Raw genomic sequence first — 19,409 nt, 5'->3', positions numbered from 1 at the left:
GCATCACACCCGCCCCCGCCGTGTTGAACTTGACAACCCGGCCGGGGCATCCGGCCGCCGTGTTCCATGTTGGAGGCCGGCATGTCCACCATCGATTTTTCCCGCCTTAAACCGGAGCAGATCGCCGACGTGCGGCGCAAGCTCGAGAGCGCCGGCTGCCCGGTGCCGCCCAGCGCGCACCACCTCGAAGAACTGGCCGGCGCGATCGCCGCCTTTCGCAAGGCGCACAATCTTCCCGGCGGCGTTCCGCTCGACGAAGCGACCTGGCGCCGCCTGAACGCCTGCAGCGGCAGCGTCTTCAGCGAAGTCTTCCAGAACGAACTGGGCCTGCTGCGCCCGGGTCTTGACGCCCCCAGCGGCGGTCCCGAGGATGTGCAACCGGCCGCCACCTGCGCCCTGCTCACGCGCGCCCACGAGGCGCACCTGGCCGGTCTCGCCCTGTCGGGCGGCGGCGTGCGCAGCGCCACCTTCAACCTCGGCGCGCTGCAGGCGCTGGCCGAACTGCGCCTGCTGCGCGACTTCGATTACCTGTCCACCGTCTCGGGCGGCGGTTTCATCGGCGGCTGGCTGTCCAAATGCATCCGCGAACGGCGCGGCGACGTCGGCGCCGTGGAAGCCTTGCTGACGCCCGGCACGGCCGGCCAGGCAGTGGCGGCCGAAGCGGTCGAAATCCAGTTTCTGCGCCAGTACAGTAACTACCTGTCGCCGAAAAGCGGCACCTTCAGCGCCGACACCTGGACCCTGATCGGGACCTACGTGCGCAATACCTGCCTGAACCTGGCCATGCTGGTGGCCTGGCTGTGCGCGCTCCTGATCCTGCCGCGCTTTGCCGTCTGGGCCGTGCACCGCGTGATTGGGCCGGACGGCCCGTGGGCGGCCTGGTCGGACGCGATCTGGCTGGGCGGCACGGCGCTGTTCCTGTTTGCCGTGTTCTGCATTGCGCTCTCCATCTCGAGCAAACCGGAAAGTTCAAACGGCCTGCGCCGCTTCCCGCTGGAGCAAGGCGCGGTCCTGCGCTGCATTAATTTGCCGCTGCTGGTTGCGGGCTTTTTGGTCAGCATCGGCCTGTGGCGCCACGGCGGCGCCTTGCCGGTGCTGTGGGAAGATGGCTTGCCGGCGCGCTTTCACGGCTGGGGCGCGGCCTGGCTGCTGGTGCCGGGCCTGGTGTATTTCATCGTCTGGGCCAGCGGCTGGTACCTGGCGCACGACCGCACCAGCGCCTATCGCGGCGCCGGCTATGTGCTGTGCGGCGCCGGCACGGCATTTGTCGCCAGCATGTCGCTGTCGGCGGCGCTCGAGTTCGCACCGGGTGCGGTTGACCACCTGGCGTCGATCGAGATCGCGCAGCTGCTGGCCTGGCGCATCTGCCCGGGCCTGGCCGGCGCCCTGGTCGTGTACGGCGCCGCGCTGGCGCTCGAGCAGCGCTTGCGCCGCCACCGCCCGATTCCCGACATCTCGCGTGCCGAATTGGTCGAGGGCCTGAGCCACTTCGTCTGCGCGATCGGGGCGCTGGCCGCCGGCACCCTGCTGCTGCTGGCGGGCCTGGCGCTGCTGCCCAACCCGAAAGAACACCCGATCCTGAACAATGCCATTGCGCTGGGCACCTTCGGCATGCCGCTGATGATGACGCTGTTCTCGGTGACGATGACGCTGATGATCGGCCTGATCGGCCCCCTGTACAGCGACGCCAGCCGCGAATGGTGGAGCCGGCAAGGCGCCTGGTCCTCGATCTTTTCGCTGGCCTGGCTGATCATGTTCGGCGTGGCCTTCTTTTGCGCGCCGCTCTTGCATTGGGCCTGGCTGACCTACAATCCGATCGCCAACGCCGGCACCGCGATCGGCTGGCTGATGATGACCTGGATCGGCCTGAAAGCCGGCAGCGGCAGCGCCACCGGTTCGCGCGAAGGCAACTGCGCCAAGCGCGAGATCGCCGCGCGCCTGGCGCCGTATTTTTTCACGATCGGCATCTTCGCCCTGTTATCGAGCCTGGTGCAGCTTGTGGTCGCCATGCCGCGCGTGGCCTGCCCGGCCCCGGTCTCGCTGCCCTGCGTCTATGCCGCCCACGCCAACGCGACCCTGGCCACAAGCGGCAGCACACTGGCGATCGCCTTTGCCTGTTTCCTGGGCGCCGCGCTGCTGCTCGGCTGGCGCGTCGACATCAACAAGTTTTCGCTCTACATGCTGTACCGGAACCGCCTGGTGCGCGCCTATTTCGGCGCCAGCAGCGCACACCGCAAACCGCATCCCTTCACCGGCTTCGATCCGAACGACGACCCGCAACTGGCCGAGATGGAAAACCAGCGGCCCTACCACATCGTCAACACTTCCCTGAACCTGGTCAGCGGCGAGGAACTGGCTTGGCAGACGCGAAAAGCCGCCTCGTTTGCCTTCACGCCGCGCTTTTGCGGCTTCGAGATGCCGCTGATGCCGGCGCAAGGCGCAAACGGCGGCTTGCGCGACGCCCAGCGCGGCGTCTACCGGCCCACGCGCGAGTATGCGTCGGGCTCGCGTCTTGGCGACGACGACGCTACCGTGCGCCTGGGCATGGCCGTGGCCCTGTCGGGCGCCGCGGCCAGCCCGAACATGGGCACCCACTCGTCGCCCCCCTTGAATTTTTTGATGACGATGTTTAACGTACGTCTCGGGCGCTGGTGCCCGAACCCCTTGAAATCTGCGTGGACCCGGTCCTCGCCCGGTATCGGCCTGTTCAGCCTCATCGCCGAACTGTTCGGCATGACGAATGCGGAGGCCAACTACGTCTACCTGTCCGACGGCGGCCACTTCGAGAACCTGGGCATCTATGAACTGGTGCGCCGGCGCTGCCGCCTGGTCATCGCGGTCGATGTCGCCAGCGACAAGGAGATGGCGTTCGAGGACCTCGGCAATGCAATCCGCAAATGCGCCACCGACCTGCACGTGGGCATCGACCTGGACGTCTCCAACATGGACCTGGTCAAGGACACAGGCCTGTGCGGGGCCAGCTGCGCGGTGGGCGCGATCCGCTACAGCCATGTCGACCCGGACGGCCAGGACGGCACGCTCCTGTACATCAAGCCGGCCATCGTCGGCCTTGAGAACGCGGACGTCCTCAACTACCGCAAGGCGAATCCAGCCTACCCGCACCAGAGCACCGCCGACCAGTGGTTCGACGAAGCCCAGTTCGAAAGCTACCGCGCGCTCGGGTACCACATCACGAAAGCGGCATTGGCGAAGGCGGCTGCGGCCTCGGCCAAGGCTGGCGGGGGGCATGATGTCGTGAAGCTGTGCGAGTCGCTGCTGCGCGGGCATGGGTTGGCAGCGGCAACGGAGGCGGCAGCACCAGCACCTGTCACGCCCGCGGCGCCGGCAACCGTGCTGTCATGCGGATGCGAGGCCGTGTGCGCGGGCGGCCACGAGGTGCGCGATCAGTTTCGTTAGGCTGCGGGCAGCGCCGCTTCGGACACCTGCGCCTTCGGCGCCAATGCCGCCAGCTGCTCCATCAACTGCGCGAAGCGCTGCTGCCCCGGCTGCAGGCGGTCGACGTGGCTCAGGACGGCGTGCGCTTCCAGCGCCAGGGCTTCGTCGTAACCCTGCTCGCGCATGTGCGACACCAGCACCTGGGCGGCGTTGAACAGGATGCGCTGGTTGTTCGGCAGCTTCGCGCGCGCTTCGCGCATCCAGTCGACGGCTTGCGTCAGCTTGCCGGTCTTCCAGAGCAACACGCCGCCGTTCATCAGGTCCGCCGCTTCCTTTTTCGCGGTGCGGATCAGGTCCCCGCCCTCGTCGGCCAGGCGCGCCTTGTCGAAGATTGCCTGCACTTCGCCCTGCAGCAGGGTGTTGTCGTGGTTGTTGCGGATGACGTAGCAGAGCAGCTCGCTTGGTGCTTCCTTGACGCCGACCGCGAACAGCAAGGTCGCCATCTCGAGGCAGGTCGGCGTGTCGGGACGCTCTTCGCGCTCGCCCAGCAAGGCTTCGAGCTCGTCGCCGGCCTTGCGCGCGCGGCGGTAGTCGCCGCTCTCGTGGTACACCAGGCCCTCGGTGATCTTGGCGCGCAGGTCGATGTCAGGGTGCGCCTCGCCGAAGTCGCGCTGCGCCGCCTGCAGCAAGGCCTGCGCTTCCTTCGGATCGTTCTTCAGGCCGCAGACGCGCGCCAGGCCCAGGTAGGCATCGGGCGTGCGCCGCACCGAAAACTCGCCGACCGCGATGCACTTGCGGAAGGCCTTCTCGGCCATGCCGATGTTCCCCAGCTTCAGGCAAACCTGCCCCAGGTTGCGCTGGCGCGGCACGGAATTGGGCGAGAGTTTGGCGGCGCGCTCGAGGATCGAGCAGGCTTCCTCGAGCTTGCCCATGCCCTGGTACACCAGCGCCAGCTGGTCGTAGGCGTCGATGTAATAGCGGTTCTCGGCGATCACGCCCTGGAACATCTGGCGCGCCGCTTCGAATTCGCCATTCGCGAGGCGGATCTTGGCCAGCCCCGCGCGCGCCCACTGGTATTCGCGCTGGGCCAGCACGCGCTCGTAGGCTTCGCGCGCCTTTTCCGGCTCGCCGCTCTTTTCCATCAGGCGCGCCTTCATGCGCAGCAGTTCGACTTCGTGCACCCTGCTCGCCGCGATCTGCTCGTCGCACAGGCGCGCCGCGCGCAGGTAGTCCTTTTCGGCATACGCCAGGTCGATCGGACGAAACACCTGCTTGCGGTGCCAGGCGCGGTTCAGGCGCGTGAGCAGCACGCCTTCGGTGATCGGTTTCACCAGGTAGGCATCGGGCTGGTGTTCGGCCGCGCCCATCACCGATTCGACACTCTTCTCGGCCGACACCATCATCCACACGCTCGACGGCAGCAGCAGGTTGCGCACGCGCGCTTCTTCCAGCACCTGCTGGCCGTTCTTGCCGTCGCCGAGATTGAAATCGCACAGCACCACGTCGTAGCGGGTCTTGGCGAGCAGGCCGATCGCTTCGCCGCCGCTGGCCGCCTGGTCGATGTTGCGCGCGCCGAGGCTGCGCAGGCTCTCGCGCAGCAGCTGGCGCACGCCGATGAAATCGTCGACCACCAGATAGTTCTTGGCGGCCCAGTCAATCGGCTCGGCCTTCGATTGATTGAGCCCGTTCATGGCAGGCTCAGGATGAAACAGCCGCCGCCCAGCGCCCCGCCATTCTCGAGGCGTACTGACCCGTTGCGGCCGCGGTGACGGTGCATGCGCGCCACTTCGCGCGAGAAGTACAGGCCGAGGCCCGCGCTGTTGGTGCGAAAGTCGATGCCGCTGGCGGTGTCCGACAGGCCCGCCGCGCCGGCCTCGAGCAGCGCCTGCGGATAGCCCGTGCCATTGTCTTCGACCCGGATCTCGAGCAGTCCATCGGCCTCGCACAGCGACAGCCTGATGCGGTCGCGCGTGTAGTGGACGGCGTTGTTGACGGCATGCGAGACGACGCCGACGATCAGGTCTTCGTCGAGGTGCCAGATCAGGTCAGGCTGCGCCTCGACCTCGAGCGCGATCCCCCTGGCGTCGAGCAGCACGCGCCCCAGCGCCACCACCTGTTCGAACAGCTGGCCCGCTTCGATCGGCTGCACGTCGAAAGGATAGTCAAGCGTGCCGACCCGTTTATACAGGGCCAGCAGCTGCATCAGGTTGTCGTTCAGGCGGCGCGTCTGGTACAGCATCTGCGCCATCTGCGGATAGGCCGCGTCGTCACGAGGCGAAGCATCCACCAACAGGCGCTCCAGGGTTCCGGAGAGCACGCTGATCGAATTCTTCATGTCGTGGGCGGTCGAGGCCAGAAACAGGAGCAAGTCCTGGGAGTGTGCGGTGTCGTCCATGCGCCGGCGCCATCGGGTGGCGCAAAAAGTTGCCGTTCGTTAATTATACGCAGGTCGGGGCTGATGGCTTGGCTTGCGCAGCACGAATGTGGCTATTCAAGCGCAAATGGCGTTTCAACACGTCAAGTGCGGCGTGCGCGCAACACGAAGCGCGCCGGATCGAGGGCGTCGACCAGGCTTGCCTCCAGCGGCAGCGGCGCGTTTTCCAGGCGCGAGACCAGCAGTTCGGCGCACAGCGGCGCCCAGATCAGGCCGCGCGACGCATAGCCGAGCAAGCCATACAGCCCCGGATGGCGGGGCAGCTCGCGCAGGCGCTCGGTACTGCCCGCGGCATCGACATCGGGCAGCGCGCCGACCAGCGGCAGCCGGTCCGGCGCCACGCAGCGGAAACCCACGCGCCCGGCAAGCGGCGCACCGGCGCCTGCTTCCGGGCTTGAAATGAGCGCCTGTAAACGTTCCAGGTTTTCCTGCTGGCTGGACGCGCGCAGGCCCGGGTCGGCGTCGAGGTCGTAGGTCGCGCCGGCGCAGGCGATGCCACCCGCCGCCGGCGTCAGGTAGGCTTCGCGGCACAGCACGAACGGCAGCTGCGGCAGCGTGGCCGCATCGAGGTGCGTCACCTGGCCGCGCAGGCTGGACAAGGGCAGGCGCGACGCTTGTGCGAGCTCGGTGGATGCCGCGCCGCCGGCCAGCACCACGGTGGCCGCGCGTGCAATCGCCGCCCCGTCGGCGCCACGGACGTCCCACTCGTCGCCGACGCGCTGCACCGTCACGCTGCCGGCGCCGAAACGGCGCGTCAGGCGGGTGCCGCAAGCGGCCAGCATCGCCTCGCAGACGCTGCCCGGCCGTGCCCAGCCGCCCTGGCGGAACAGCCAGCCGCCATCCGGCGCCGGCAAGCCGAGCAAGTGCGCTGCCTGCGGCGCTTCCAGCCATTCGGCATACTCGCGCCGATACTGTCCGCTGGCGGCAATCGCGCGCGACGCGCTCGCGTGGGCCGCGTCGCGCGCCAGTTGTATCACGCCGCAGGCTTCGCCTTCGATGGCGCGGCCGATGCCGCCCAGGGTCTCCCAGTAGCGCAGCGCGTACAGGTAGGCGGCACGCGTCAGGCGGGTCGGGATATTGTCGTCTTTCGACAGCAGCGGCATGAAGATGCCGGCCAGGTTGCCCGATGCCTCGACCGCCGGACGGGCATGGCGCTCGACCAGCGTCACCTCCCAGCCGCGCGCGCACAGGCGCTCGGCTGCCGCGCAGCCGGCAAGACCGGCGCCGATCACGACCGCCTGGCGCGGCGGCACTGGCGGCAAAGGCTGGCGCGGCTTGCGGCTGGCGAAGCGCGCGGCGCCGCCCTCGAACACGAAGCCTTGCGCCATCAGTGCCGCGACCTGTTCGGCCTCGAGCCAATCGAAGGCGAGCCGCGCGTCAACTGCCGCCAATCGTGCCAGAGCGCGCGCGAAACCGGTGTTCGGTCCGCGCAAACCCTGCAGTTGCACGAAGTCGATGCGCGCGCTCAGCCCGGCCAGCGCGACGTCGAGCGGCGCGCAGATGAGGTCGAGCGTGACGCCGGCGTCGGGCTGCGGGATGCGGTGAAAGCCCGGCAGCAGGCCGTCGGCGAGTGCCACGATGTGCAGGCTCGCGCTCTGCTGCGGATCCTGCCGCCAGGCGTCGATCAGCGCAGCCGCGCGCGTGCCGTCGCCATACGCGGTGTCGAACACCGTATAGCGTTCGCGTCCCTGCCAGAAGCGTGCCGGGTTCACGCCGCGCCCGCGTAGCGAAAACACTGCGGATCGTGGTCGTCGACCATGCCGATGCCCTGCATGTAGGCATAGACAATGGTTGAGCCGACGAACTTGAAGCCGCGTTTGGACAGGTCTTTCGAGAGCCGGTCCGACAGCGCCGTCTTCGTGGGACGGGTACCATCCGGCCAATGCACCACCAGCGGTCGGCCGTCGACCCAGGCCCACAGATAACTGCCCAAGGTCTGGCCTTCGGCGCGCAGCGCCAGGTAGGCGCGCGCATTGCCGATGGCCGCCGCCACTTTCAGGCGGTTGCGCACGATGCCGGAATCGGCCAGCAGCGCGGCCACTTTCGCATCGTCATAACGCGCGATTTTTTCCGCGTCCCAGTCGTCGAACGCGGCGCGGTAAGTGGCACGCTTGTTGAGGATGGTTTCCCAGGACAGGCCGGCCTGGGCGCCCTCGAGATTGAGCATCTCGAACAGGCGCCGCTCGTCATGGCAGGGCACGCCCCATTCATGGTCATGGTAATCGAGGTAGCGGGGATTGGCCGGGTTGGCCCAGCTGCAGCGGTGGGTCGTCATGGGGTGAAGTATACGTCAAGCGCGCAACGAAAAAGCGCGCCCCGGGATCGCTCCCGGCGCGCGCTTTCGAGGCGCTCGAAGCGCCACCGCTGTCACAAGCGCTGTCTGTCAACGCTTGCGACAACGCATTTACTGAGAATTACTTGCCCGACATGGTGCCCGACTTAGCGGCCGGCATTTGCTGGGCAGACTTCAGGTGCTGTTCAACCGCCGGCTTCATCTTCATTGCCAGGCCCTTGACGTCGGCATCCTTGGCATTCTTTTCGTTCTTCATCAGCATCGCATGGGCAGCCTTGTGCGACGCCACGCCACCGACCTTCATGTACTCGCGGTCGAACTTCTCGCCGTCGAGCTTGGCCAGCTTGGCGGCCATGGCCTTGTGCTTGGCATCGAGCTCGGTTGGCAGGGTCACGCCCTTGGCTTGCGCCACGGCTTGCACTTCCGCCATGGCCTTGGTGTGATCGTCGATCATCTGCTGGGCGTAGGTCTTCACTTCGGCATTCTGGCTCTTGCTCTGTGCCAGCTTGCCCATTTCGACCTCGGCCATGTTCACCATTGCCATGTCCATGATGGCCTTGCTGTCGGCCTTGTTCATCTTCATGGTGCCCGACGCGGTGGCCCCTGCGGTGCCCGACTGACCCGCTGCCGACTCCGACATGCCGGTCGCGCCGGTGCCGGTGCTGCCGCTCATGCCGGCGCCGCTCTGGCCATGGCCCGTGTGCCCCGCCATGCCCGCGCCGGTGGTGCCGACCTTGGTCGACGGATTCGCATCCGTCATTTTCTGCGTGCTCGGATTCGCGGGGGCGGCGGTCTGTGCCTGGACGCCAAAGGTGGCGAACATGGCGGCTGCAGCCGAAACGGCGAGCAGTCCTTTCAACGCTTTATTCTTTTGCATGGTGCTCTCCTGGGGGTTGGGGAAGGAGCCGGCATCATGTCTCCGATGCGCCGCTCCTGTTCAATATGACATCGGCTAGGCTGCGCGCCGGCTGCGCCCTGTCTACGGCGGCAATCCCACTACGCATGCATGAGCCAACAACCAGTGTATCGCCGCGTTAAGGAACGCAGCGCGCGGTAGCCTTTTAGCAACATTTCCGACGAGACGAGTCATGCGAGCCCGCTGCACGGCCGGACTGTTGACGCGCGCCTGCTCCCGTCGAATGGGCGTAAATTCGCAGCTACGGGTAGGGCAATCGGAACAGCAGGAGACCAGCATGTTGAATGAGTCGAATCCGGGCACCGCGTTTCGCGGCCTGCCCCTGAGCGTGCAACAGGAACGCGAAATCACCCACTTCATCGAAGCGCGCCAGCGCGCCGGCCAGGAATGGGATACGCCCGAGCTGGCCGCACTGATCCGCGACATGCTCGATCCGCCCGAGCTGGGCGAGGAAGACGGGCTCGATCTGGTTGACAGCACCGCGGCGGAACGCTTCACGGCCTCGCACGAAGAAGCAAACGACGACGAGCGCGAGCACGACGTCGGCGGCGCGCCCTGACCTGTTACTTAGTCCCGACCAGTGAGCGGTGGTGCAGGCAGCGCCCTTGCGACACCCCTATCGGCAGCCAGCCGTTCACGCAATTGCGCCAGCGGCAAGGGCTGCGCAAAATAATAACCCTGGGCCTCGTCGCAGGCGGCCGCACGCAGGAACTCGACGGCGTCGGCCGTCTCCACCCCTTCGGCCACCACTGCCAGGTTCAGTGCGTGCGCCATGTCCACGAACGCCTTGACGAAATCGAAGGTGCTGATGCCCTCGTCGTCCTCGAGCATGAAAGAGCGGTCGAGTTTCAGCACGTCGATCGGGAAGCGGCGCAGGTAGGTCAGGCCCGAGTAGCCGGTGCCGAAGTCGTCGACCGCCAGCTTCACGCCCAGTGCGTGCAGTTCGCGCAGCATCAGCGCGGTGCGCTCGATGTCGGCAATGAGCGCGCTTTCCGTCAATTCCAGCTCCAGGCAATGCGGCGGGATGCCCGATTCGCGCAAGGCTTGCCGGACTTCTCCGACGAAGGTCTGGTGCGCCAGCTGGCGCGCCGAGACGTTGACGGAGACGCAGATCTCGCGGTCGAATTCCGTCATCAGGCGCCGCGTCTGCATGCATGCCTCAAACAGCACCCAGCGCCCGATCGGCGCGATCAGGCCGGTTTCTTCGGCGATCGGAATGAATTGCGCCGGCGAGACCAGTCCGCGCTCGGGATGGTTCCAGCGGATCAGCGCTTCCATGCCGACCATCGCCATGCTGCGCAGGTCGATGCGCGGCTGGTAATGCAGTTCGAACTCGCCGCGCGCCAGGGCCGGGCGCAGGGAGGTTTCGAGCGCCATGCGTTCGCGCGTGGCGACGGCCATCTCCGGCTCGAAGAAGCGGTAGCGGTTGCGCCCGGCCGCCTTGGCGCGGTACATTGCCGTGTCAGCCGCCTGGAACAATTGCTCCTTGTTTTTGCCATCGAAGGGAAACAGGCTGATGCCGATCGAGGCGCCGATGATCACGTCCTGCCCGGCGATCGTGATCGGCGTGGTCAGCACCTCGAGCAGTTTCTCGCCGATGCGCGCCGCCGCGCCCTTGCCAATCGCACAGTGCGCCGCGATCACGAATTCGTCGCCGCCGAGGCGGGCAATGACGTCGCCCGGACGGAGCACGCGGCGCAGGCGCGCCGCCACTTCGCACAGCAGGATATCGCCGAACTCGTGCCCGAAGGAGTCGTTCACTTCCTTGAAGCGGTCAAGGTCGAGAAACATCGCCGCCACCGTCGCGCCGCGCGGACAGGTGTCGAGCAGGCGCTGGAAGCCCTCGCCCAGCAGCGCGCGGTTCGGCAAACCCGTCAGCGTGTCGTGGGTGGCCAGCTCGCGCAGGCGGTTCTGGGTCTCTTCGCGCTCGGTGACGTCGCGGATGATGGCCTGGAAGAATTCATTGCCACCATCCTCGAAACGCGAGATGTGGACGTCGGCCGGGAAGGTGCTGCCATCCTTGCGTCGCTTGTTCATCCGCAGCAGCTGCGTCTGGCCATCGTCGAGCGCCAGCGACAGGTCGGGCGAATAAGTGAATCCGCTGTCGATGTCGGGCACGCGCAGGCGCAGGAATTCCTCTTCGGTATAGCCGAAGTTGCTGCAGGCGCGGCCGTTGGCGGCGACGATGCACAGGTCACGGTCGGCAATCACGATGCTGTCGGCGGCCTGCTGGAACAGGCTGCGAAAGCGCTGCTCGCTCTCCTTCAGCGCCTGCCCGGCCTGGTGCTTGAAGGTGATGTCGTGGAAATACACCGACAAGCCATCCTCGCTCGGATAGGCACGCACTTCGACCCAGACGTTGGACGGCTCCCAGTAGGTCTCGAAGGTGCAGGCTTCGCCGCTTTCCATGGCATCGCGGTAGTAGACGAGCGAAGGCGAATCGTGGAGGTCGGGCGCGACCTCGAGCAGGTTTTTGCCGATCACCAGGGAGGCATCGACGTTGACAAAATGTCCGGCCTTGCGATTCGCGAACGTGATGCGCCACTCCCGGTCGACGGCAAAGAAGGCGTCGCCAATGCTTTCCAACATGACCTGCAGTTGTTGCTGCGATTTGTCCAGCGCTTCGCGCGCAGCATGCCGTTCGGTCACGTCGCGTGCCGTCGCATAGGTCACCTGGTTCAATGCACACCAGCGCACCGAGACCGACATCATGATCGGGCGGCCATCCTTGCGCATCCAGCGGTGCTCGAGGTCGCGCCGGATCGACACGCCCGCCCGCAGGTCCGCGCGCAAGGCCTGGAAGGACGCGCGCTCCTGCTCGCCCAGCAGTTCGTTGTAGTGGCGACCCACCAGTTCTTCGGGCCGGTAGCCAAGGATGTCGAAGGTCGCCGCATTCAGGCGCAGGAAGCGGCCGTCGGCATCGATCAGGGCGATCATGTCCAGGGAATTTTCGATCAGGGCAGTGTTTTCCTCAGCCAGCCGCGCCAGGTCCGCCATATTTGTGCTGTTCAAATCAGTTCGCATGTGCTGCCGTATTCGCCTGTTGTCTGCCTGTGCCTGTCTGCCAATCTGTTCGCCTTATGTGGCGAGCCGTTCAGGTTATCGCACTTGCCTACCTAAACTAAATGGCGATTTGATAATCAAGGCGAAATATATATTTCTTTGTAGAAATTTTGAGACGCTTTGCGTCGCAGGCTTGTCAATTTGATCGCGAAGCAGAAGCCAAGTGTGTTGGCACCTAGGCGGACGGCGGCGTAGACTGCCCATTCAGATGTAATGCCGAGAGAGACCGCACGTGCAAGCCGACAGACGAAGCGTTGAACGACCCAGGATCGCGCTGTCCGCCATTACGCGCGAGACTGTGCGCGAACTGGTCGAAACTGAAGCCGAGCACCTGCGCAAGGCGGTGGTTGCCGGACGCAACCGTTACCAGGTAAGGCTCGACCAGCACGACCAGATCGTCGCTTACATGGCCACGCTCAATCCGCTCGACCTCGAACGTTTCTCGACCCTCTACGAACATGAATCCGCCGCCGCACGGGCCGCTGCCGCCAGACACGACGAATGGCGCCCGCTATCGGGCCCGCTCGCCGTGCAGGACGGGCAATCGGGCGACATCATGCGCATCGGTCCCTGGGCACTGGTGGCGACCGGTGTCGTCGCGGCAATGGCGGCCTTGATCCTGAAGCGGTAGTCCCCTGTTACGCGCCGTTCCGGGCGTGCATATCCCATCAAGATAGCTCAAACCTGTTCCACACCTGTTGCGTCCTTGCGCCATGGTTAAGTTGCTGTTTGGAAATCTAATGCGGGCTGAGCTGCTGCCGTGTAGACTGGCTCACGTGTATTTTTCTCCAACCTACCCGGGGGGTTTCTCCGGCGAGCTAGCGGATTTACCATGTCTCTCGGCCATTACGAACCAACCCTTGTCGTGGTGTCCATCGTGGTCGCGATCTACGCCTCCTACACCGCACTGAGCCTGGCCGAACGCGTGCGCTACTCGCATGGACGGGCCACCTGCTGGTGGATGGCCGGCGGCGCCGTTGCCATGGGCAGCGGCATCTGGGCCATGCACTTCATCGGCATGCAGGCGTTCCGCCTGCCCTTCCCGGTCGGCTACGACACGGCGATCACGTTTGTTTCCTGGCTGCTGCCGGTACTGGCGTCCCTGCTGGCGCTGTCGCAGATCAGCCGTCCGGCGCCTCAGGCCAGCCATTTCATCGTCAGCGCGGTCGTGATGGGTATCGGCATCAACGCCATGCACTACACCGGCATGGCCGCCATGCGCATGCGTCCCGGCATCGAATACGACCCGCTGCTGTTTGGGATTTCGGTCCTGATCGCGATCGGCGCCTCGGCCGGCGCGCTCTGGCTCGCCTTCCACCTGCGCCATCGCATGCAGCATGGCAAGCTGACCCAGGTGGCGGCCGCCATCGTGATGGGCGGCGCCATTGTCGGCATGCACTACACCGCCATGGAAGCGGCGCATTTCTCGCCGGGCAGCATCTGCCTGGAAGCGAACGTCGGCATCAGCCAGGATTTATTGGCCGGGATGGTGACGGTCACGGCGCTGCTGCTCCTGACCATCGCGACCCTGGTCGCCGTCTACGATTCGCGCCTGGAAGACCGCTCGCGCATCCTGGCGGCCTCGCTCGCCACCTCGGCCGAACGCCAGACGCTGTACCTGCACGAGCAAAAGGCGCGTGTCGAGGCCGAGCGCCTTTCCGACATGAAGGACGAATTCCTGTCCACCCTCTCGCACGAACTGCGCACCCCGCTCAACGCCATGCTCGGCTGGGCGCAATTGCTGATGGACGGCGGCAAGGATGAAAAAATGCTGCGCCGCGGCTTGCAGACGATCGAACGCAACGCGCGCGCCCAGTCGCAGCTGATCGAAGACATGCTCGACATGAGCCGCCTGATCGCCGGCAAGGTGCGCATCGAGGTCGACCGTACCTGGCCGTCGGACTTCATCGCCGCCGCCGTCGAAACGGTGCGCCCCGCCGCCATGGCCAAGAACGTACGCCTGGACATGCTGATCGAAAGCCACGCCGGCCCGCTGGCCGCCGACGCCGGCCGCTTGCAGCAGGTCATGACGAACTTGCTGTCGAACGCCATCAAGTTCACGCCGAACGGCGGCAGCGTGCGCATCAGCTCCAAGCGCGTCCATGACGCCATCGTGATCGAGGTGAGCGATAACGGGATCGGCATCGGGCCCGACTTCCTGCCCCATGTATTCGACCGTTTCCGCCAGGCCGATTCCTCCTCGACCCGGCGCCATGGAGGCCTGGGCCTGGGCTTGTCGATTGCCCAGCAACTGGTCGAACTGCAAGGCGGCCAGCTGACGGCGGCCAGTCGTGGCGAAGGCGAAGGCGCGACGTTTACCCTGAGCATGCCGCTCTCAAGCATCGACGCCGACGCGCCCCTCACCCCCGACTGCCTGGTCAAGCCGCACGACCTCGATGGCGTGCGCGCCAGCAGCGGCGCACTGGCGGGCCTGACGATCCTGGTGGTGGACGACGAACGCGATTCGCTCGATATCGTGCAGTACGTGCTGGCCGACATGGCCGCCACCATCGTCTCCGCCTCGACCGCCTACGAGGCGCTGCAGATGATCGACGGCTTGAAACCGGACCTGATGGTCAGCGACATCGGCATGCCCGGCATGGACGGGCTGGAACTGGTGCGCCGCGTGCGCGCCTCGAGCAACCCGCAGGTGGCAAGCGTGCGCTGCCTGGCGCTGACCGCTTTTTCGCGCGGCGAGGACCGCCTGCGTTCGCTGGAAGCGGGGTTCGATGACTACCTGTCGAAACCAGTGGCGCCTGCGGAGCTGGCGCGCGCGGTGCTCACGCTGTGCGACAGCAAGCTGCACAAGCCGCTACCTGTGCCCAAGCGGGTCTAGCAGTCAGCAATTTGTCACACAGCGGTCAAACGCCTGTCACATTCATGCGCGAAGATGGCCTCGTTCGCAAGGACACGGCAGCTTCGCTGCCCTACCGGCGCCGGCGGTCGGGAAACATACCGGCACCACATTCCCTCATCACGTCAAGCAAGACAGCCGGGCCGTGGGCCGGCTGTCTTGCCTCCCCTTTGACTCCTCAATCCCTTGACCTGAACCAGTACTTACCTCGGCAGCGCTGACTAAGCTGAGGTGAATGCGCGCATCTACCACCTATTGCTGTGTGGCATGTTGATCGAGCGCACAAACTGAATTAGGAGTAACAAATGCAAATGAGAACTGCAAGCAGCGCGGCCCGTGGCCAGCAGCGCTGGCGGCTGACTTCCCTTTTCGCTGCGGCATGTACGACCGTTGTGCTGGCCGGCGCCTCTGCCGCCCACCCCACCAAGGCGCCTGTACCCGCCACCACCTACCGGGTCATCCCGCTGGCGCCCAACGGGTTTACTGCCGGTATCAATGCAAAAGGCCAGGTAGCGTTCACCGAATTCTTCGGCCCTCTTTCGCGCGCCAGGTTCTACGATGGAACGGGCGTACGCGACCTGGGGGCCCTCGGCGGGCCGAACTCCGTCGCCAACGCCCTCAACGACCTGGGCCAGGTTGTCGGCAGTGCGGTGATCGACCCCGACCAGGGGGCCTTCCGCGCATTTCGCTGGAGCAAGCAAACCGGCCTGGTCGACCTCAACCCGCCAGGCGTCGGCGACGCGATCGCCACCGACATCAACAACAAGGGCCAGGTTGTGGGGGTCGCACGCTTCAACGCCGCAACGGGGCTGGACACCGCGTTCCGCTGGAGCCCGCGTACCGGCATGGTCAATCTCGGCTCCCTCGGCCCCACCTCGCGTTCGGTGGCTTTCGGGATCAACGACGCGGGAACCGCCACCGGCTCCTCGGATGGGGCCGATGGCCCCATCCTGACCCAGGTCGTCAAGTGGCCGGCCAGCGGTGGACTGCTGCCTCTCAACAACTTCCCCAGCATCGCCTCGGTCGCGAACGACATCAACAACGCGGGCCAGATCGTCGGCAGCGCCGCGTTCGACGGCAGGCTGAACGACCAGGCTTTCATCTGGACGCGGGAAGGCGGACTGCAGGGAATGGGCACCGAGCCCTCTGTCCACTCCTTTGCCGAACGCGTCAACGAGAAGGGACTTGTGACCGGCACCCTGATTACGGCCCCGACCGACGACAATGGCTTCATCTGGAGCCGCGAGAATGGGCTGCTCGTGCTCGGCACGCCCTCCGTGGACTTCTCCGATGCGGCCGACCTCAACGACCAGGGCCAGGTCGTCGGCCACATCAACGGCCGCGCCTTCGTCTGGACCCGCGCCGGCGGCTTTGTCGACCTGAATACCCGCATCCCGGGTGCGCCGGCAGGGCTGGAGCTGTTCTCGGCCGAGGCCATTTCGAACAACGGTACCATCGTCGCGGGCACCAATGCCGGCAACCTGGTGCTGCTGGTGCCGCAGTCCGGCCACGCCCAGCCGCCGGTGACCGCTCCGGTCAAGTTCACGGGATTGGGGCGCGTGAATGCCCTGCTCTCGTTCTCGGCCGGCTTCACGGACGTCGATGTGCGCGACACGCACAAGGCCGTCTGGTCCTGGGGCGACGGCAGCAAGACGGTCGGCACCGTCAGCGAAAGGAAGGGCACGGGCAGCGTCAGCGCCCAGCACGCCTTCCGCGCCGCCGGCATCTATACGGTGCGCCTGACCGTCACCGACAGCAGCGGCAAGAGCAGCACGGTGGAGCGCAAGGTCGTCGTCTGCGGCGCCAAGGCTGCGATCACCGGCGAAGGGGCCTTCGCCTCGCCTGGCAATGCGGCAAGGTCCGGCGCCCGCCGCGGCGCGATCGGCCGTTTCGCCTTCCTGTCCGAAGGAGCCGATGGGCGCAAGGCCGCCGTCGAAGTGAACGTGGCGGGCCTGGCACTGCGCAGCAGCCAGGTCGACGCGGTCACGCTTGATGGCGGGCGCGTCCAGTACAGCGGACGCGGCAGCGTCAACGGCAGGGGCAACTACCGGTTCACGCTGATGGCAACGAGTGGCGCGAAGTCGGGCGCCAAGGACCGCATCCATGTGCGCATCGCGCATACCGATCCGAGGTCGAAAGTTGAGGTTGTCGACTACGACAACGGTGCGCTTACCAAAGGCGCCGCGCAGAAGGCGGCAACGGCCGGTGTCGAAGGCAGTGTAGTGATTGGTGAAGGGAAGTTCGAGTTCGGCACCCGCTAAGGGGCAAGCGGGATAAAGCAGGCTTGCAGCCGCGCTGCTTGGTGCACAGGCAGCGCGGTGTTTACATCAATCGAACTTCGAAAAATCCGGTTTGCGCTTCTGGAAGAAGGCGGTAAACGCCTCTTTCGCTTCGCCGCCAACGAGCATCGCGCCGAACTGTTTATTTTCGACGCCCATCGTCTCGGCAACCAGCGCCGCGCGTGGACGGCGCATCAGCGCTTTGGTGGCACGGATCGAGGCGGCCGGCAGGGCAACCAGCTTGGCGGCCTGGCCTTGGGCGAACGCCAGCAGTTCGGCCGCCGGCAATACGCGGGCCACTAAGCCCATCTCGAAGGCTTCCTGCGCCGTAAACGCTTCGCCCAGCATCAGCTTTTCGGCGGCGCGGGTGTAGCCGGCGCTTTGCGCGACCAGCAGCGACGAGGCGAATTCCGGGCACAGGCCGAGCTGGGTGAAGGGCATCGAGAATTTGGCATTGTCGGCGGCATAGACCAGGTCGCAATGCATCAGCATCGTGGTGCCGATGCCGACCGCGGCGCCGGCCACTGCCGCGACGACCGGCTTAGTGCAGCCCTCGAGGGCGCGCATGAACTGGAATACCGGACGGTCTTCGGTCATGGCGCCGTCGCCGGCATTGTTCAGGAAGTCGTCGAGATCGTTACCGGCGGTGAAGATTTCCGGCTTGCCGGTGATCAGGACGGCGCGGATCGCCGGGTCTTGCTCGGCCTCGATGAGTGCGTCGGCCATCGTCGAATACATGGCGCTGGTGATGGCGTTCTTGCGTTCGAGGCGGTTGAATTCGATGCTGAGGATGCCGTTTTGTTTGTTGGTCTGAATGGTCATTTCAAGTCTCCGATTATTCTGGGGCACGAAAGACCGCGTGGGCACGAGTGCCCACCCTACCGAAGCGAAGTCCGTAGGGTGAGCACTTGTGCCCACGCGGTGATAGGTAGAGGCAGCATCAACGCGACGGCTGACACGGCCCTATCAACATTAAACGCGCTCGATGATTCCGGCCGCGCCCATGCCGGCGCCGACGCACATCGTCACCATGCCGTACTTCAGGTTATTCCGGCGCAGTGCGTGCACCACGGTCGCGGCGCGGATGGCGCCGGTGGCGCCCAGCGGGTGGCCGAGGGCAATCGCGCCACCCATCGGGTTCACCTTCGAGGTGTCCAGGCCCAGGTCGCGGATCACGGCCAGTGCCTGCGCGGCAAACGCTTCGTTCAGCTCGATCCAGTCCAGCTGGTCCTGGGTGATGCCGGCGGCGGCCAGCGCTGCAGGAATCGCGACCTTCGGGCCGATGCCCATGATCTCCGGCGGCACGCCGCGCACGGCGAACGAGGAGAACTTGGCCAGCGGGGTCAGATTGTGCTCGCGCAGGATCTTTTCGCTGACGACGATCAGGGCGCCGGCGCCGTCCGACATCTGCGACGAGGTCGCGGCGGTGACGGTGCCCTTGGCGGCGAAGACCGGCTTCAGCTTGGCCATGCCTTCCATGCTGGCGTCGGCGCGCGGGCCTTCGTCAGCGTCGACGGTGCGGCGCTTGACCGAGATCTCGCCGGTTGCCAGGTTCGGCGTGCGGGTAATGATCTCGACCGGGGTGATCTCGTCCTTGAAGTAGCCTGCCTGCTGGGCGGCAATCGCCCGGCGGTGCGACTCCAGGCCGAAGGCATCCTGGTCTTCGCGCGACACTTTCCACTGCTGCGCGACTTTTTCAGCCGTCAAACCCATGCCATAGGCCAGGCCCACGTTCTCGTCTTTAAACGTGTCCATGTTGATCGATGGGTGGTGGCCCATCATCGGCACCATCGACATCGATTCGACGCCACCGGCGATCATCACGTCGGCTTCGCCGACGCGGATGCGGTCCGCCGCCATGGCGAGCGCCGTGATGCCCGAGGCGCAGTAGCGGTTGACGGTGACACCGCCGACCGTGTTCGGCAGGCCGGCCAGGATCACCGAATTACGGGCGATATTGAAACCCTGCTCGGCTTCCGGGAACGAGCAGCCGACGATCGCGTCGATGATCAGTGCCGGGTCCAGGTTCGGCACGGCGGCCATCGCACCGCGGATCGCGGCGACCAGCAGGTCGTCCGGGCGGGTCGTCTTGAACATGCCGCGCGGCGCCTTGCCGATTGGGGTGCGGGTCGCTGCGACGATGTATGCGTCTTGAAGTTGTTTGCTCATGTCAT

General features: G+C 65.9%; 13 protein-coding genes. 5 read left to right on the top strand and 8 right to left on the bottom strand.

All coding sequences use genetic code 11. The features are described from left to right. Positions 1 to 81: 81 nt before the first annotated feature. Positions 82 to 3,417 (top strand): patatin-like phospholipase family protein, encoded by a 3,336-nt coding sequence (locus tag ACHAC9_RS14725; protein WP_435760751.1) that lies wholly within the window; start codon positions 82 to 84, stop codon positions 3,415 to 3,417. Here the strand turns inward: ACHAC9_RS14725 and ACHAC9_RS14720 are convergent. The 5 genes from ACHAC9_RS14720 to ACHAC9_RS14700 all read right to left on the bottom strand — a co-directional run bounded on the left by ACHAC9_RS14720 (position 3,414) and on the right by ACHAC9_RS14700 (position 9,000). Next, positions 3,414 to 5,087, bottom strand: coding sequence for a tetratricopeptide repeat protein (locus ACHAC9_RS14720; RefSeq protein ID WP_435760749.1), 1,674 nt, complete (start codon positions 5,085 to 5,087; stop codon positions 3,414 to 3,416). The two genes, ACHAC9_RS14725 and ACHAC9_RS14720, sit on opposite strands and share 4 nt — an antisense overlap. After that, a complete protein-coding gene (locus ACHAC9_RS14715) occupies positions 5,084 to 5,791 on the bottom strand; it encodes a sensor histidine kinase (RefSeq protein ID WP_435760748.1) in 708 nt (235 codons plus the stop codon). The genes ACHAC9_RS14720 and ACHAC9_RS14715 overlap by 4 nt, the downstream gene beginning before the upstream one ends. 122 nt (positions 5,792 to 5,913) lie before the next feature. Beyond that, positions 5,914 to 7,566: an FAD-dependent 5-carboxymethylaminomethyl-2-thiouridine(34) oxidoreductase MnmC gene (gene mnmC / locus ACHAC9_RS14710; protein ID WP_435760747.1), complete on the bottom strand. Its 1,653-nt coding sequence runs from the start codon at positions 7,564 to 7,566 to the stop codon at positions 5,914 to 5,916. After that, entirely contained in the window at positions 7,539 to 8,105 is a 567-nt protein-coding gene (locus tag ACHAC9_RS14705; RefSeq protein ID WP_435760746.1) for a DNA-3-methyladenine glycosylase I, read from the bottom strand. Before ACHAC9_RS14705 ends, mnmC begins: the two co-directional genes overlap by 28 nt. 139 nt (positions 8,106 to 8,244) lie before the next feature. Next, positions 8,245 to 9,000: a DUF4142 domain-containing protein gene (locus ACHAC9_RS14700; RefSeq protein ID WP_435760744.1), complete on the bottom strand. Its 756-nt coding sequence runs from the start codon at positions 8,998 to 9,000 to the stop codon at positions 8,245 to 8,247. Between the two features lie 316 nt (positions 9,001 to 9,316). Here ACHAC9_RS14700 and ACHAC9_RS14695 point away from each other — a divergent pair, with 316 nt between their 5' ends. Then, positions 9,317 to 9,598: a hypothetical protein gene (locus tag ACHAC9_RS14695; RefSeq protein WP_435760742.1), complete on the top strand. Its 282-nt coding sequence runs from the start codon at positions 9,317 to 9,319 to the stop codon at positions 9,596 to 9,598. Between the two features lie 8 nt (positions 9,599 to 9,606). Here ACHAC9_RS14695 and ACHAC9_RS14690 read toward each other — a convergent pair whose 3' ends face one another. Then, the gene (locus tag ACHAC9_RS14690) at positions 9,607 to 12,051 is read right to left on the bottom strand and encodes a sensor domain-containing protein (RefSeq protein ID WP_435760741.1); all 2,445 of its coding nucleotides are present in this window, start codon (positions 12,049 to 12,051) and stop codon (positions 9,607 to 9,609) included. Positions 12,052 to 12,400: 349 nt separating this feature from the next. Between ACHAC9_RS14690 and ACHAC9_RS14685 the strand changes: the two genes are divergently transcribed. The 3 genes from ACHAC9_RS14685 (at position 12,401) to ACHAC9_RS14675 (ending at position 17,217) form a co-directional block, all read left to right on the top strand. Beyond that, positions 12,401 to 12,733 carry a hypothetical protein gene (locus tag ACHAC9_RS14685; protein ID WP_435760740.1) on the top strand — a complete coding sequence of 111 codons (333 nt, stop codon included), beginning with the start codon at positions 12,401 to 12,403 and terminating at the stop codon, positions 12,731 to 12,733. Between the two features lie 201 nt (positions 12,734 to 12,934). Next, positions 12,935 to 14,938: an MHYT domain-containing protein gene (locus ACHAC9_RS14680; protein WP_435760739.1), complete on the top strand. Its 2,004-nt coding sequence runs from the start codon at positions 12,935 to 12,937 to the stop codon at positions 14,936 to 14,938. 323 nt (positions 14,939 to 15,261) lie between these two features. Then, positions 15,262 to 17,217 (top strand): PKD domain-containing protein, encoded by a 1,956-nt coding sequence (locus ACHAC9_RS14675; RefSeq protein ID WP_435760738.1) that lies wholly within the window; start codon positions 15,262 to 15,264, stop codon positions 17,215 to 17,217. A 66-nt stretch (positions 17,218 to 17,283) separates the two neighbouring features. On the opposite strand, the gene ACHAC9_RS14670 is transcribed toward ACHAC9_RS14675, so the two are convergent. Beyond that, positions 17,284 to 18,057, bottom strand: a complete 774-nt coding sequence (locus ACHAC9_RS14670) for an enoyl-CoA hydratase (RefSeq protein WP_435760737.1) — start codon at positions 18,055 to 18,057, stop codon at positions 17,284 to 17,286. 150 nt (positions 18,058 to 18,207) lie between these two features. Beyond that, on the bottom strand, positions 18,208 to 19,404 hold the full coding sequence (locus ACHAC9_RS14665) for an acetyl-CoA C-acyltransferase (RefSeq protein WP_435760736.1): 1,197 nt from the start codon (positions 19,402 to 19,404) through the stop codon (positions 18,208 to 18,210). Between the last annotated feature and the right edge of the window lie 5 nt (positions 19,405 to 19,409).

The organism is Massilia sp. CMS3.1 (assembly GCF_051262535.1).
Classification (GTDB): Bacteria; Pseudomonadota; Gammaproteobacteria; order Burkholderiales; family Burkholderiaceae_D; genus Telluria.
This window is presented reverse-complemented; position numbering and strand designations above follow the sequence as displayed.

What these genes read in the sequence shown, in the direction of transcription:
- ACHAC9_RS14725 (WP_435760751.1), top strand. Translation starts at nt 82, where the DNA reads ATGTCCACCATCGATTTTTCCCGCCTTAAACCGGAGCAGATCGCCGAC.
- ACHAC9_RS14720 (WP_435760749.1), bottom strand. Translation starts at nt 5,087, where the DNA reads ATGAACGGGCTCAATCAATCGAAGGCCGAGCCGATTGACTGGGCCGCC.
- ACHAC9_RS14715 (WP_435760748.1), bottom strand. Translation starts at nt 5,791, where the DNA reads ATGGACGACACCGCACACTCCCAGGACTTGCTCCTGTTTCTGGCCTCG.
- ACHAC9_RS14705 (WP_435760746.1), bottom strand. Translation starts at nt 8,105, where the DNA reads ATGACGACCCACCGCTGCAGCTGGGCCAACCCGGCCAATCCCCGCTAC.
- ACHAC9_RS14700 (WP_435760744.1), bottom strand. Translation starts at nt 9,000, where the DNA reads ATGCAAAAGAATAAAGCGTTGAAAGGACTGCTCGCCGTTTCGGCTGCA.
- ACHAC9_RS14695 (WP_435760742.1), top strand. Translation starts at nt 9,317, where the DNA reads ATGTTGAATGAGTCGAATCCGGGCACCGCGTTTCGCGGCCTGCCCCTG.
- ACHAC9_RS14680 (WP_435760739.1), top strand. Translation starts at nt 12,935, where the DNA reads ATGTCTCTCGGCCATTACGAACCAACCCTTGTCGTGGTGTCCATCGTG.
- ACHAC9_RS14675 (WP_435760738.1), top strand. Translation starts at nt 15,262, where the DNA reads ATGCAAATGAGAACTGCAAGCAGCGCGGCCCGTGGCCAGCAGCGCTGG.
- ACHAC9_RS14670 (WP_435760737.1), bottom strand. Translation starts at nt 18,057, where the DNA reads ATGACCATTCAGACCAACAAACAAAACGGCATCCTCAGCATCGAATTC.
- ACHAC9_RS14665 (WP_435760736.1), bottom strand. Translation starts at nt 19,404, where the DNA reads ATGAGCAAACAACTTCAAGACGCATACATCGTCGCAGCGACCCGCACC.